Source organism: Microbispora sp. NPDC046933 (genome assembly GCF_040644635.1).
GTDB lineage: Bacteria > Actinomycetota > Actinomycetes > Streptosporangiales > Streptosporangiaceae > Microbispora.
In genome coordinates this window covers 154,068-168,829 of sequence record NZ_JBEYWW010000018.1, presented here as the reverse complement: position 1 = coordinate 168,829, position 14,762 = coordinate 154,068, and the positions used below count along the sequence as shown (strand labels likewise).

Annotated in this window: 9 protein-coding genes; 3 read left to right on the top strand and 6 right to left on the bottom strand. The window is 67.4% G+C overall.

What is annotated here, in order from left to right; genetic code table 11:
• Positions 1 to 93 precede the first annotated feature (93 nt).
• Both ABZ857_RS24305 and ABZ857_RS24300 read right to left on the bottom strand, forming a co-directional pair.
• On the bottom strand, positions 94 to 2,496 hold the full coding sequence (locus ABZ857_RS24305) for an ABC transporter permease (RefSeq protein ID WP_357046459.1): 2,403 nt from the start codon (positions 2,494 to 2,496) through the stop codon (positions 94 to 96).
• Complete coding sequence (locus ABZ857_RS24300) at positions 2,490 to 3,278, bottom strand: ABC transporter ATP-binding protein (RefSeq protein WP_357046457.1); 789 nt, start codon at positions 3,276 to 3,278, stop codon at positions 2,490 to 2,492. The genes ABZ857_RS24305 and ABZ857_RS24300 overlap by 7 nt, the downstream gene beginning before the upstream one ends.
• A 110-nt stretch (positions 3,279 to 3,388) precedes the next feature.
• Here ABZ857_RS24300 and ABZ857_RS24295 point away from each other — a divergent pair, with 110 nt between their 5' ends.
• Complete coding sequence (locus tag ABZ857_RS24295) at positions 3,389 to 4,609, top strand: sensor histidine kinase (RefSeq protein ID WP_357046455.1); 1,221 nt, start codon at positions 3,389 to 3,391, stop codon at positions 4,607 to 4,609.
• Positions 4,597 to 5,253: a response regulator transcription factor gene (locus ABZ857_RS24290; protein WP_357046453.1), complete on the top strand. Its 657-nt coding sequence runs from the start codon at positions 4,597 to 4,599 to the stop codon at positions 5,251 to 5,253. The genes ABZ857_RS24295 and ABZ857_RS24290 overlap by 13 nt, the downstream gene beginning before the upstream one ends.
• A 56-nt stretch (positions 5,254 to 5,309) precedes the next feature.
• Here the strand turns inward: ABZ857_RS24290 and ABZ857_RS24285 are convergent, their stop codons facing one another.
• From ABZ857_RS24285 to ABZ857_RS24270, 4 genes are all read right to left on the bottom strand, one after another.
• Positions 5,310 to 6,590: an MATE family efflux transporter gene (locus ABZ857_RS24285; protein WP_357046451.1), complete on the bottom strand. Its 1,281-nt coding sequence runs from the start codon at positions 6,588 to 6,590 to the stop codon at positions 5,310 to 5,312.
• An 84-nt stretch (positions 6,591 to 6,674) separates the two neighbouring features.
• Positions 6,675 to 10,259, bottom strand: coding sequence for an SDR family NAD(P)-dependent oxidoreductase (locus ABZ857_RS24280; RefSeq protein WP_357046450.1), 3,585 nt, complete (start codon positions 10,257 to 10,259; stop codon positions 6,675 to 6,677).
• Between the two features lie 4 nt (positions 10,260 to 10,263).
• The gene (locus ABZ857_RS24275; protein WP_357046448.1) at positions 10,264 to 11,100 is read right to left on the bottom strand and encodes an ACP S-malonyltransferase; all 837 of its coding nucleotides are present in this window, start codon (positions 11,098 to 11,100) and stop codon (positions 10,264 to 10,266) included.
• An 11-nt stretch (positions 11,101 to 11,111) separates the two neighbouring features.
• A complete protein-coding gene (locus ABZ857_RS24270) occupies positions 11,112 to 12,236 on the bottom strand; it encodes a hypothetical protein (RefSeq protein WP_357046446.1) in 1,125 nt (374 codons plus the stop codon).
• 1,003 nt (positions 12,237 to 13,239) lie between these two features.
• On the opposite strand from ABZ857_RS24270, the gene ABZ857_RS24265 reads away from it, so the two are divergent.
• Entirely contained in the window at positions 13,240 to 14,607 is a 1,368-nt protein-coding gene (locus ABZ857_RS24265) for a condensation domain-containing protein (protein ID WP_357046444.1), read from the top strand.
• Positions 14,608 to 14,762: the final 155 nt, after the last annotated feature.

The window sequence follows — 14,762 nt, the reverse complement described above, 5'->3', positions numbered from 1 at the left end:
TAATAAGGGCTATCCGGAAACCGGGCCGCCTGAACACGTCGGACCGCAACCCTTGCGATAACAAGGCGAAGTGTTGACCCTTCCTTTGCCTGATCAAGCATTTGTGCTGGTAGGGAGCCTGGATGACGCATTTTTGGAAGGGGAAGAAGTTTCTCCTGTGAAAATCGTGGCGGCTCCGGCCGCGAAAACGAGACAGGCGGCGACGACGGCCGCGACCGTCGGCCAGGGGACGACCAGGGGAACGGCCGCGCCGGACGTCTGCGCCAGCCCGGCGCGCATTCCGAGCAGCGCGGGGACGGCCACGGCGAGGCCGAGCACGGTGCCGATGCCGGTGACGAGCGCCGCCTCGGCCGCGGCCGCCGCGGTCACCTGCCGCCGCGTCGCGCCGGACAGGCGCAGGACCGCGAACTCGCGTGCGCGCGCCGACGCCGCCATGACCTGCGTGTTGACGATCGCCAGACCCGAGTAACCGGCCGAGACCCCGACCAGCAGGAGCGTGAACAGCCAGACGAGCCGGTCCTCCTCCGCCTGGTCACCGGCCGCGCGGTCGGCGACGCTCACCGTCTTCGCCCCGGGGAAGACCATCCCGGCCGGCCGGGACACGTACGCCTCGGGGGTCAGCGCCGACGGGTCGTGCGCCCGGACCGTGTCCCGGGCGAGCAGCACCTCCGCGGGCGCGCCGGGCAGGACCGCCGCGATCCGCAGGCGCACGGCCCGGCCGTCCTCGAAGGTGAGGGGCACGACGTCGCCCTTCCGCCAGCCGTGCTCCCGGGCGACCCACTCCGCGACCGCCGCCTCGCCCCCGGTGAGCCGATCGCCGCCGAGCGCGGCGAGCGGCCGGTCGCCGTAGACGGTGGTGGGCAGGGGGGCCGTGATCTGCGTGGAAGCCGACGCCGCCGCGAGCGCCGCGTCCGACAGGCCGGGGGCGCCGTCGGGCACGAGCACCGACGCCGCGGGGGTGCCCGCCGCCCGCCCCGCCGTGTACGCCGCGGCGGTCGTGCGCACCATGCCGGTGACGAGCACGGCGAAGCCCACCGTCAGCAGCACCGGGGCCGCCGTGGCGGCGGTGCGCCGCACGGCCGTCATCGCGCTCCGCCCGGCCAGCATGCCCACGGCCGACCGGGAGACCGGCCATGCGAGGACACGCAGGAGCGGCGGGAGGACGACCGGCGCGAGCAGGGTGAGCCCGGCGATCAGCGCCATCGCGGCGAGCAGGACGTCGTTCACCAGGGCGTCCTCCCGGGCGGACCCGCTCGCCACCGCCAGGGCCAGGCCGCCCGCGACCGACACCACGCCCGCGATCCACCGCACGCGGGTCATCGGCGTGCCGCCCGCCGCGTGGTCGCGAAGGGCCTCCAGCGGGCGGACCCGGGCGGCCCGGCCCGAGGCCGACCACGCGCCGAGCAGGCCCGCCGCGATCCCGGCCGCGACCGCTCCGGCCACGGGCAGCGGGGCGAACCGCACGCCGAACGACTCGGGCTCGAAGCCCGCCGTGACGAGCACCCCGCCCACGGCGGGCGCGACGGCCGCGCCCAGCAGCGCCCCCGCCGCGGCGGCGACGGCTCCCACGGCGAGCGCCTCGCCGTACACGACCAGCCGCACCTGGCGCGGGGTCGCGCCGACCGCCCGCAGCAGGCCGAACTCCCGGCGCCGCTGGGTGACCCGGAACGCGAACGTGGAGGCCACCACGAACACCGACACGAACCCGCCGAGCAGCGCCATCGCGGTGAGCACCTGCATGCCGATCCATCGGGTCCGCGCGTCGGCGGCGGGCTCGGCCGCCGCACGGTCCGGTCCGGCGAGCACCCGCGCGGACCCGCCGACGACACCGCGTACGGCACGCTCGGCCGCCGCCCGTACGGCGGACGGTTCGGCCCCCGGCCGGGTGAGCAGGCCGATGACGCGGACCCCACCCCCGAGGCGCGCGGCCTCACCGTCCGAGACGTACGGCCCGGGGCCGTCGGTGAGTCCGCTGACCGTGTAGGGCACCGGGCCACGCGCCGTCAGCACGGTGACGGGCGAGCCCGGCGTGAGCCCGAGCGTGTGGTCGAGCACCACTTCTCCGGCGTGAACCGGCGGCCTGCCCGCCACCAGCCGGTGCGGCGCCAGCGCCGCGGTGCTCCAGCCCCGTGCCTCGTGCCCGCCGGCCGGCCTGCCCCGGACGACGGCCTGGGCGTAGAAGGCGCGGTCGGGAACGGCCGCCGCGACGCCGGGCACCGACGTCAGCGCGCGCACCAGCGCCTCTGCCGTCTCCGGGGACCAGGGCCGGTTCTCGGCGAAGGCGTTCTCGTCCCCCGGCACGCCAGGGGTGCGTACGAGCAGCGGCGCGGCGGCGTATCGGGTGGGCACCCGCGGGCCCGCGGACGTCAGCAGCAGCGCGCTCGCGGTGAGGACCGCGGCGCCGAGGCAGAGCGCGACGAAGGTGCCCGCGAGCCCGGTCCACCGGCCCCGGAGGAGAGGACAGAGCAGAGAACGGAGCAGAGACAGGCTCAGCACGCCTCCTCCAGAAGGGCCATGCGGGCGGCGATCTCGGCGGCGCTCGACCGGCCCAGCTCCCCGGCGAGCCGGCCGTCGGCCAGCAGCACGACCCGGTCCGCGTACGCCGCGGCGGCGGGGTCGTGCGTGACCATGACGACGGTCTGCCCGTGGGCGTCGACGAGCGCGCGGAGGAGGTCCATGACCACGCGGGACGCGGCGCTGTCGAGCGCGCCGGTCGGCTCGTCGGCGAAGAGCACGGCGGGCTCGGTGCTCCTTGACCGGGTGATCAGCGTGCGGGCGATCGCCACCCGCTGCCGCTCTCCGCCGGAGAGCTCGGCGGGCCGGTGCCCGGCCCGCCGGTCCAGGCCGACCTCGGCGAGCGCGTCACGCACCTCGTCAGGCCCGGGGCGGCGCCCGGCCAGGCGCAGGGGGAGCGCCACGTTCTCCTCGGCGGTGAGCGCGTCGACCAGGTTGTACTCCTGGAAGACGAAGCCGATCCGTTCCCGGCGCAGCAGGGTGAGCGCCTTCTCGTTCAGCGGGCCGAGGTCGGTGCCGCCGACCAGCACGGTGCCGGACGTCGGCCGGTCGAGCCCGGCGGCGCAGTGCAGCAGTGTGGACTTGCCGGAGCCCGAGGGCCCCATCACGGCGGTGAAGGTCCCCTGGCCGAAGCCGAGGGTCACGCCGTCGAGAGCGGTCACCGCGCCGGGCCCGGTGCCGTACACCACGCGGACCGTGTCGAGCAGGACCGCCTGCCCGGTTGATTGGGTGATGCCGGTCTGTGTCATGCCGGTTCGTGTCATGTCGCTGAGCCAACCGGCGGCGGGCCCGCGAGGCACTGGCACTGGGGCGAGAACCAGGGGTATCCCCAGCACTACCGACACCGGCGCGCCCAGCGGTTAGCGTCGGTGCCGTGGCCGCCCCACTCCTCGCCCCCGCCCCCGTAACCCTTGTGCCCCGGACCGCGCTGGACGCGCTCGGCGGGCCGCCCCAGCGCTTCCTGGCCTCGGCCTGGCCGTGGAGGTCTCTGGCGTACCTGCTGGCCGGGGTCGTCCCCGGCCTCGCGTTCGCCGCCGTGCTGGTGCCCGCCCGTGCGGTGGGCGGCCCGGCGGCCGCACCGGTGTCTCTCCTGGTGGCCGCCGTGCTGCTGCCGCCCGTGGCCCGGTTCGAACGGTGGCGGCTGCGCCTCGCGGACCGGCAGCCCGTACGCGGACTGCCGGACGGCTGGTGGCCGGGGTGGCGGGAGGCGGGGCACGCCCTCGTGGCGCTGGTCGCGCTCTGGTGGGTCGACCTGCTGGTGGCGGCGGCCGCGATCGCCGGGCCGGTGGTGCTGATCCTCTCCCCGGTCGTGCAGCCGACCGCTCCCGAGGGCGAGGCCATGCTGGGGGAGACCTTCGTCGGCTCGGCGGTCGGGCTGCTGCTGGTGCCCGTCGCGGCGTACACGATCAGTGCCTGGGCGGGCGCCCGCGCGGCGATGGCGCGGGCGATGCTCGTCCCGCAGGAGGCCGAGACGCGGGAGATCGCGCGGTCCCGGGCGCGGCTGGTGGACGCCTTCGAGGCCGAGCGCCGCCGCATCGAGCGCGACCTGCACGACGGCGCGCAGCAGCGGCTCGTCGCGCTGTCGATGAAGCTCGGCCTGGCCGGGCTCGACCTTCCGCCCGGCTCGCCCGCGGCCCTGAAACTGGACGAGGCGCGCGAGCTGGCCGGGCAGGCGCTCGCGGAGTTGCGCGAGCTGATCCGCGGCGTCCATCCGCAGGTGCTCGCCGATCGTGGGCTGCCCGCCGCCGTACGCGACGTGGCCGGGAGGTCGCCGGTGCCCGCGCGGGTGGACGTCGCGCTGGACCGGCGGCTGCCCGAGCGGGTGGAGGCGGCGGCCTACTACGTCGCCTGCGAGGCGCTGGCGAACGTGGCCAAGCACAGCGGGGCCGGCTCCTGTGCGGTACGCGGGCGGCTGCGCGGGGGGAGGCTCGTGCTGGAGATCGCCGACGACGGGCGCGGGGGAGCGGACCCGGCGCGCGGCACCGGCCTGACCGGGCTCGCCGACCGGGTGGCGGCTGTCGGAGGCACGCTCACCGTCGAGAGCCCGTACGGCGGCCCGACCACGGTCAGGGCGGAGATCCCGTGCGCGTGGTGATCGCCGAAGACTCGGTGTTGCTCCGGGAGGGCCTCGCCGGCCTGCTGGAACGGTTCGGGCACAGCGTCGTCGCGGCCGTCGGCGACGCCCCCGCGCTGATCGCCGCCGTCGCCGCGCAGGACCCCGACGTCGTGGTCGCCGACGTGCGCATGCCGCCCGGCTTCAGCGACGAGGGCCTGCGGGCCGTGCTGGAGCTGCGGGCGGCGCGGCCGGCCCTCGCGGTGCTGGTGCTCAGCCAGTACGTCGAGCAGACCTACGCCGCCGAACTGCTCGACCAGACCCGCTCCTTCGGTGGGGGCGGCGTCGGCTACCTGCTGAAGGACCGGATCGGCGACGTCGCGCAGTTCGCCGACGCGGTGACGACGGTCGCGGGCGGCGGCACGGTGATCGACGCCGAGGTCGTCCGGCAGCTGCTGCGCGGGCGCCGCGACCCGCTGGCCCGGCTCACGCCGCGCGAGCGCGAGGTGCTCGCCCTCGTCGCGGAGGGACGGTCGAACGCCGCGATCGCCCGCGCGCTGTTCGTCTCAGAGGCGGCCGTCGCCAAGCACATCGCGAGCATCCTGGCCAAGCTCGACCTGCCTCCGGCCGCCGACGACCACCGCCGGGTGCTCGCCGTGCTCACCTACCTGCGCGCCGCCGTGTGAGCGGTTCGAGACGCCGGAGCCGGACCGGCTGCCGGTGGGAGGAAAGCGGCATCAACTCAGAAGCCCAGGGACGGCGGTGCCGAGAGGATGAAATGCCTGCGAGCCGCCACAAGTGAGTAAGCCAGGCCTACTGCCCAGCCGATGACGGCAGCCGACATGACACCGCTGATGCCGAAGGGCCCGCTGAGGAGATAAGCAACCGGAACCTGGACGAGAACGAACGCCACGATCGTACACACCAGGGGGACTGTGGTCCGCTGATAGCCGTTCAGGCAACCATGCACGATTACCATGATCGCGTACAGGGCGAAGAATGGATACGTAATCACGATATAGCGCTCGATGAGCTGCCGGACCAGCGCATCATCGCTGAAAATCGCCGCAATCCCGGTTCTGCCCAGGAGTAAAACCAGGGACACGAGAATGGAGAGTGCCAGCCCGAGGACCACAAGCTTCCGTAGCGCGCGTGTGATCCGTTCGTGCTGCTCCGCCCCCAGGTTCTGCGCGACGAAGGCGGCGAGCGCTCCCGAGAGGTCGAGGAAGGCCATCGAGGTGAACAGCTCGATACGGCCCACCACGGTGAAGGCTGCCAGGGCCGACGGCCCGAAGGGCTGGATCACCCAGACAAGGACCATGATCCCCAGGGACAGTGCGACGTGCTGGGTGGCGAGCGGCATTCCCAGCCGCAGTGCTGCTGTCAGTTCCCTTCGCGGACTGCTGCCTTCCGCTGGAAGTGCGAGGGCATGGCGCCGCCTGGCATAGACGATGCCGCCCGCTCCGGCCATGGACGCACTGGCGGCCGTGGCAAGGGCCACTCCCCGAAGCCCCATATCGGCGGGACCGACGAGCAACCAGGCCAGCCCGACATTCAGGACGCTGCTCAGGCCAAGGATCCAGAACGCTCCCCTGGAATCTCCCAGGCCTCTCAGGTAAGCGCTGATCGCGGCGATCCCGAAGACTGCCGGGAATCCCAGTGAGAGAAATTGGAAATAGCGCTCGGCTTCACCCGCGACGGGATTCTGGATGCCCATCGCGGAGAACAGCAGGCCCGCGCCGGCCATGGCGAAGACCAGGCATCCGGCCGACCAGACCACAGTGAAAAGGAGGAGTGCTCGGGCGACGGAGCGCACCTCGCCAGATCGCTCCGCGCCCGTGAGGTGGGCGAGTCGTATGGTGAAGGCCATGCTGACCCCGATGAACATCGCGTTCATCAGATAGAAAACAGGTTGCGTCGCGCCCACGGCGGCGAGCGCTTGCGTCCCCACGTACCTTCCCACGAGGAGACTGTCCACCAGCAGATAGCCTTGCTGGAGTGCGTTCGCCAGTGTCAGCGGCACGGCGAATCCGATGATTCCCCGGAGAACCGGCCCCCTGGTCATTGTGCCCATAACCCGCCCACCCCTCTTGTCCAGGCTCGCGGACTATGCCTCGAGGACCGACATCGAATCGATCATCGACTCGATGTTGTACGCGATCTCGGAGATGGTTCGATCGGAGATCAGGTCCGCCACGTCATACTGCACGTTCAAATAGGTTGAGATGTCGCCGGCAAGGGAAGCAGCCATGATGGAGTCCCCGCCCATGTCGAAGAAGTCGTCGTCGACGCCTATGCCGGGAAATCCGAGAGCACGCGCCATGCATTGGGCCACTTGGCGTTCGAGCAGCGTGTATTGCCCGTCAGGACGGCCGGTGACATCTACCTGAACCTCACTTATCGCTTGCTTGACGCGTGCTGCGCTCCGCTGGCGCCGCTCCTCGGCTGCGAGCACCGCGGAGTCGACCTTGGCTGTGATCCCGGGGTCGAGCGTGATGTCGAAAGATCGGAGCAGATGAACGAGTTCGCCCCTGTAGTGCACCTCGCCGGCGAAGACACGCGTTCGCGCGGACTTCAGGCTCGCGTCCAGGACAGCCAGGGCCTGGGCCGTTGGAAGTGCCTTGAACGTCGTGTCGCCGTTGGTTCCGAAGTCGGCCGCCATGCCGATTTCCTTCCAGGCGACCCAGTCCAGGGCACGCACACGGCATTCATCGCCGGTGGTGGCGCACGCGAGGTTGTCCAAATAGTAATTGGCCGCGGCGTAGTCGCCTTGCCCAGGCGCCGGGAACACGGCGGCTACCGATGAGAAGTGAACGATGAAGTCGGGTCGATCGTCACGTGTCAGCTGGTCGAGAACGAAGGCGGCGTGGACCTTGGGCCGGATGACGGCCTCGAAGTCCTCCAGGCCGCGGAACATGATCGTGTTCCGACCCGGTATGCCTGCCGCGTGGACGATGCCGTCCACGCGTCCATAGGTTCGCTGGACATCGGCTAACGCGTCGGCCAGCGCATCGGGATCGCCGACATCACAGGAGCGCACCTCGACCCTCGCCCCCAAGGCGGCGAGGTCGGTCAGCGCCCGGACGCGTGTGACGAGCTTGGGATCATTCCCTTCGGCCAGCACAGCCGGCCACATCTCGGGCGACGGCGCTCCCGAGCGGCTGAGAAGGATCAGGGTGATGTCACGCTGCCGGTCGGCGAACGCGCGGGCCACCGCCAGTCCCAGCGCGCCGGTTCCACCGGTGATGAGGTACGTCCCCCTGGGCTTCAGATAATCGGCCGCGCTGTCCGGGGCGAGATCGTGAACCTCCACGAACGTTTCACGGAGCCGCTCGCGGCCTCGGAGGACGAACAGGCCGTACTCAGGACTTTGAAGCTCTGCCGCGAGAAGGGATGCCGGCACCTCCCTGTCGATATCGACATGCTTGGCCCTGATGTAGGGATACTCCCGCGTAATGACTTTGCCGAATCCCACGAGTGAGGCGTTCTCGACGACGACCGGGCGTGCCCCCTGCTGCACGGCGAGCGCCTCATGGGTGACCACGACGAGACTCGTCTTCGCACCTGCGGCCATCAGCGCTTTCGACAGCAGGAAAAGACCGTACAGATTCTTGCGGAGGCGGCGGTCGAGCTCTCCGATTTCCTGCGCCGCCTCTTCCTCGAAGGCCAGGGCATGGACAACATGGGTGTATCCGCCCTCCACGACTATCTGGGCGACGCGTTCGTAGGATGCCGGGTCGCCGGACGACCAGGCCTTCCCATCACGACCTGGCTCGTCGAACCGGGCGAAATTCACCTCCGCCAGACCCAGGCCGGCGATGAGGTCCTCTGCCCGCGTGCCCGCGCCCACGAGCACCAGCGCCTTGACCGGCGTATCGGAGGGCAGAGCAGGGCTCGTCGGCTGGAACTCGATCCCATGCGTGACGGGATGCTGCTCCACGGGCGCCCCCTCGAGAGAGATCCGGAAGCGCCAATCGGCGGGGAAGCCGATGAACGAGCGACTTTCGTCGAAGACATACCCGGGGAGATCGACGATGGTCCGGCTCTGCCCTTCGTACAGCCGAGACCAATCAGGCTCTTCACCGGAGAGATAAGCCTGGGCCACTTCGGCCAGTTCATGTTCAGGAAACTGCTCGGGCCCGTCCGTCAACTGCCGGCGGAGATCCGAGACACTGTGCACGATGAGCGCCAGCCGATGACGGTGACCACTACGCGAGACGTTCGTCGTGAAGCAGATGTCGGCGAGTGCGTCGTCGAGAAGACGGCCCTGGTCGATAAGCCGGAGGTACTGATCCACGATACGCGTGAGGGACTTCTTCGTCGCCGCGCTCAGAGTGAAGAGGAATGGGCCCTCAGGCACCGTCCTGTTGATCTCCGGCTGGACGTATTCTTCGAGGATCACGTGTGCGTTCGTGCCGCCCAACCCGAAAGCGCTGACACCACAGCGACGTGGGTGGCGGTCAACGATCCACGCACGAGGCGTGGTGGGAATGAAGGCTGGTCCTGTCTCCAGGTCGAGTTTCGGATTCGGTGTCGTGAAGTTGACCTGGGGTGGAATGACGCGGTGATGCAGCATGAGCACGGCTTTGATCAGTCCCACCACGCCGGAGCATTCGAAAAGGTGCCCGATGTTCGCCTTCACGGTGCCGATCGCGCAGAACCCCGTATCGCTGGTGTGCCGGCTGAATGCGCGCCGTATTGCCTCGAACTCAATGGGGTCTCCGACGCGGGTGCCCGTGCCGTGCGCCTCAATGTAGGTGATCGTGCGCGGGTCGATCCCCGCGTCACGCCACGCGGCGAGCATGAGCGCCGCCTGGGAGTCCGCGTCGGGGTTGGTGATCCCATCGGTGTTGCCGTCGTGGTTGACAGCGCTGCCCTTGATGACGGCGTAGATCCTGTCCCCGTCCGACACCGCTTCGTCGAGTCGTTTCAGGACGACCGCTCCTGAGCCCTCGCCCAGGCCGGTTCCATCGGCGGACGCGTCGAAGGTCCGGGTGACCCCGTCAGGCGCTTCGATGCCGATCGTGGCGTGCGGGTGCCGGACCGGGGCGAACGCGATCCTGGCACCACCGACTACGGCAAGGTCGCAATCACCGAGCAGAAGGGCGTTCTTGGCCTGGTGCACGGCCACCAGGGAGGCCGAACACGCGCTGTCCACCACGACACTGGGTCCTCTCAGGTCCAGGAAGTGGGACAGCCTGTTGGCCATCATCGTCGGCACATTGCCGGTGAGCGCGACTTGCGCAAGGCTGGGATCGATTCGGAGCAAGTACTCAAGGTAGGTAGAGCCCGGGTTGGACGCATATCCAACGAAAACGCCGGTCCGGCTGCCCCGCACCCGCTGGCCCCCGTACCCCGCATGCTCCAGGGCCAGGTACATGGTCCGCAGCGCCAGTCGCTGATGAGGCTCCATAGCGCTGGCTTGTTTCGGATTCATACCGAAGAAGGCGTAATCGAACTCGTCAACGCTGTCGAGGAAGTAGCCGTCATAGAACTCGACGTCAGGGTCGAGAACAGGCTCGGTAGCGGTTTCGCGAGTGTATCGGACGAATTCCTCGACAGCGGCGCGCCGCTCCGCCGGGAACGGCCGACTCAGACTCCTGCCCGTTCGAATGACGTCCCAGTAGCCGGCTACATCCTGGGCGCCGGGAGCCTTGACTGCAATGCCGACGATGGCGATGTCCGATGACATGATGTCAACTGATCCCTTCGATCATGGACGTCAGCGTGGTCCCGTTGATCTCAACGAACTGAGCGACGCCCGCCGTTCGCAGAAAGCGGATCGCCCGCACCCATTGCACAGGGCCGGTGAGTTGGCGGCTCAGGAGGCCTGCCCCGCAGTGTTGGGGAAACGGCTCACCTGTCACACTGGATACGACGATCCCATTTCCGGGCTTGAACATGTGATTCCGCAGATAGTCGGAAAACGCCGCGGCTGCGGGTTCCATGAGCGGTGAATGAAAGGGGCCGCTCACGTTGATCGGAACCACTCGGACGCCGGGGAAAGTGGCCAGCGCACTGGTGGCTTTCGCGAGTTGCTTGCGGTCTCCCGCAATGGTGGTCTGCCTGTCGGAATTGTAGTTGGCGACGTGCACGTCAGTCTGCCCCGTTTCCTGGATAACCCGCTCGATGACTTGCGCGGGAAGTCCGATAACCGCGGCCATCCCGCCTCCTGTGACATTTGCCATCAATTCTGCGCGCTTCTTGACGAGCGCAAGGCCTTCGAGGACATCCAGGCAGCCGGCTGCGGCGAGTGCGTTGTACTCGCCCAGACTGTGTCCGGCGAAATACTCGTAAGGCTCGTCATGTCGAGCGAGATGCCGGAGGGCGTGTAAGGCGTTGACGAAAAAGACGGCAGGCTGGACGTATCTGGTGTCGCGCAGTCGCCGCCGTTCGTCACGCAGGCAGAGTTCTTCAATCGAGTAGCCCAGGATCTCGTCTGCGGCCGCCGTGAGTTCTTGGAACTCCTCGAATACGTCCCCGCCCATCCCCCTTCGCTGGACTCCTTGCCCAGGAAACAAGAGACACCGCATGGCATTCCTTTCTAGACGGATCTCTGGAGATGCTCCGCTGACCGGTAGCGAAGGTGACGCGGGTGACCCCGCAGGCAGTGCCTGGTGAACGCGCGAGCACCAGGACCCGGGCCCACGTCCATCACCTGCGTGGGAGAGGCGGTGGAGACGGCGAAGTCCACCGCTGTGGGCCAGTCGAGGAGCTGGACCATGGACATACGCGCGATCTCGTCAAGCAGATCGTGTGAGTCCTGGAGGTTGCTCCGCCCATTTGTGCCAAAGACTGGGAATCTAAGCTGATCGCTACGGGACTCGAAACCGATGAAGTTACGGTCCTGACGCACCTGAATGAATGCCGGCTCCAGGATCGAACTATGGAAGGGGGCCGTGCTGGGAAGAAACGACCAAACGCCACCCGCTGCCCGAAGCTGCTGCTCAATGCGGCTGTATAACGCCATCAATGCGGCGGGGCGACCGCTGAGAACGTGGAATCGATTGGAGTTGATCAGGCTGAGGCTCACTCCGGACGACGCGTGCCCGCCAGGTGCTTCTTGCTCCGGACAGTTCATCAGCAGCAGAAGATCAGAGGTGCTGACGCCACTCACCGAAGCCATGGCCGAGGGCGGTCTCTGGCCATCGCGCCAGTCGGTGAATCTCACCGTCGATGCTTGATCTGATTGTTCGCCGGCGACCTGATGTGCTCGAATGAGACACAGAGCGACGAGCTTGAGCGAAGCCGCGCACTGTGCGAAATATTCGTCGGTTCTCCGCAGGTGCAAGCCGGCCACCACGGCGGAGTGTAGGCCGAGACTGTGGCCGAGAGCCCCCACCGGCTTTTCGACGGTCAGCACCGCCGGGGCGGCCGGCTGGAGATGACATAGCTGGTATGCGATGCCGAATATCCCCCCCAGAATAGAGTTTGCCCGTCCGATCGGCGCGGCGGGAGTTCCGCCGCGCAACCAGCTTCTCAACGGCAGACCCTCTGGCAGGACCTGGCGGCAGACGTCGGGCCCCACGTAGTCAAGCGTCTGTTCCAGTGCTCGGCACAGGACATCGAAATAGGCGGAATTTTGGGGTCGGAAGCATAGGGCACGTAGCTTGGTCAGAAGTCTCTCGTTGTCCAGACCAATTCCATCGAACAGGTAGAGCGTGGACACGGACTCATTCCTATCTGCATGGGTAGCCACGACAAATACCGTTTGAGCACGGGCCGGGATCAAGGTTGCCCCGTCAGCGGAGAATCTCATCCCGAATCTCGCCAGGAGCGTTCAACCTCGGCCCGGCCAGAGATCGGGATCGTGCGTCGAGCGACATGTCGAGCCGGTTCCGTCCTGCTCACACGCAGCGACGGATGCGGGCGGAACATCGCCCGCGGCCCAGCGTCGGCCCTCCCCGTCCCACACGTCGCCCCATCGAGTCACGACATGTCACTGAACAGCGACAGATTCGTGTAACGGCCTTCCCCCAAAGGTCAAATCGATGGTATGGCACTCCCCTTGTTATCGATATCACAGTGATGATCGCAGATCGGGACGGATTGAGTGTTAACGATGCCAATTGCGGCTGTCAAGAGGCTCCATGTGTAGCCAAACGGCCACGAGAGGGGTGTTATATGCCTATGTATCCGTCTGTGCCCAAATTTTCTGGAGGATGGAAGTGGGATCTGCCCAGGTGGCAGCGACGTCGACTTCGGCGACACCGCCCCTGCTCGCCATCCCGTGAGATCGTTAACATCGGCGCCACGGAGTGGGCGTACCTAAGGCCTGCCGGCATGCCGCAGACGCCACCTTCCGGAAGGGCCGCGTCGCTCAGAGCATCCATCACTGCCGTGCGCAACTGGAACAGGATGCGGCGGTGGACAGGTGAGGTGATGGCGGGGTAAAACAGCGCTCTGGGGTGCAGATCGGGGTCATCGGGCGTTCATCGGCTACCGCCCTGCCGAGCGCTCTTCGCCTTCTCCAGAGAGTTCTCCACGAGCCGTCCTTGGCGCGCGGCATCAGGGCGAAAAATTCACTTCACGGCTTGACGTCGCCCGCTCGCAAATGCTAGCTGTACCCTGTTTTCCAGTTGTCTGCGCACAAATTCCGGGCTGATGTTTGACCACCAAATCGTTCGGCCCACACGCCTTCTCGCCGCTCGCCCTGAATCCATGGATCAAATATGAACATCGCGACAGCCGAAATCCGGTTCTCTACTCTCCGATCTGGCGCGGGTCCCATGACATGGGGACAGGAATACATGTGGAACCTTGTTCGGAAACGGTCTCCAGACGACGCCGGACTCAATCTTGGGGTCATCTTGAACGTGCCCGAAGGCACTGGTCTGCCGGACGTGCTTCGGGCGATACAGCGACTGATCGAATGCCACGACTCTCTGCGCACGATTTATAGAGGCTCAGCGGGTGGCGAGCGGATGCAACTTGTTCTGGGCACCGGACAGTTGGTGGCCGTGATCAAGGATTCTTCGACGGAAGATCCGAACGGCGTGGCCAGGGAGATGCTGGAGCAACTGACGGGTGTTCGGTTCGAAGTCGAGCACGAGTTGCCGATCCGAGTCGGCATCGTCTCGTCCCGAGGAAGACCGCTGTTCGTTGTCCTGGCGCTCTCACACATGGCGACGGATGCCCACGGGCTCGGCCTGCTGATCGATCGCCTGTATCAATGGCCTACCCTGCATCCCGCGGAATGGCAGGCTCTCCAGCAGGCCGCCCTTGAGACTTCGAACAGCGGATTGGCCGTTTCCCGACGATCTCTACGTCACTGGTCTTACGAGCTTGAGAGGTTCTCCCCCTTTTTCGCGGGCATTGAATTTCGAGCCGAGTCTCCTCGCTATTGGGTCGGAAGGCTGGTCGCCCCTGCGATTCCGGCAGCCTTGGCCGGCATCTCCAGGAGATTCAAGGTCACGAGAGCGTCTGTCGCTCTTGCTGCCGTATCCGTCGGGCTCGCCCACTATACCGGGAAGAACTCGTTCAGCATCCTGGTTCATTCGGCTAACCGCTTCACTCCCGAGGCCGCCTGCGTGGTTGCCCAATATTCTCAGGAAGTGCCGCTTCGGATCGACACAGACCCTACCTCTTTCAAGAAGACGGTGATGGCATTGAATCGGGAAGCCACGCGTGCTTACACACATGCGAGATGCTCCCCCGAGGACATCGCGAAGTTATGTGAAAGGATGGCGGCGGAGCGGGATTCAGAACTCGATCTGGCAGCCTCCCTGAACATCGTGTCCCAGGCGGCAACCGGGCGCGAGCGTACGGCGGACATTGATGATCTTCCGCTTGAGGAACTCGAGACGACGTCGCGATATGAGGTCGTCGATGCACGGGACCACGACTGGGCCAAGTTCTATATGGTGTTCGACATGAACGGGTCAATCAACATGATGGTCGACACCACAATATTTAAAAGCAGCGATATGGAAGGATTTCTGCGTGGAGTTCAGAGAGTGCTCGTACGGGTCGCGCAGGGTGACGATGATATAGCGGATATTGAGCACTTTCCAACCTGCGGTGGCAGGTTGAAAGCATAGAGCCTTTTTCGGCGAGAGAGCGTGGTTCGAGATTGAATCGCCCTGGTCGCATCGCTTTGGTGTAGACGCCGGCGCAGACGCTCGTGCGGACGTCGGAGCGCCGGGCCAGGGGCCGGTGAGGGCGTGCGGGGAAGGCGTGCCGGGCGGCTACGCGT

Bases quoted from the DNA above. Each gene is read 5' to 3' on its own strand.
- ABZ857_RS24300 (WP_357046457.1), bottom strand. From the start codon at position 3,278: ATGACACGAACCGGCATGACACAGACCGGCATCACCCAATCAACCGGG.
- ABZ857_RS24280 (WP_357046450.1), bottom strand. From the start codon at position 10,259: ATGTCATCGGACATCGCCATCGTCGGCATTGCAGTCAAGGCTCCCGGC.
- ABZ857_RS24275 (WP_357046448.1), bottom strand. From the start codon at position 11,100: ATGCGGTGTCTCTTGTTTCCTGGGCAAGGAGTCCAGCGAAGGGGGATG.
- ABZ857_RS24265 (WP_357046444.1), top strand. From the start codon at position 13,240: ATGAACATCGCGACAGCCGAAATCCGGTTCTCTACTCTCCGATCTGGC.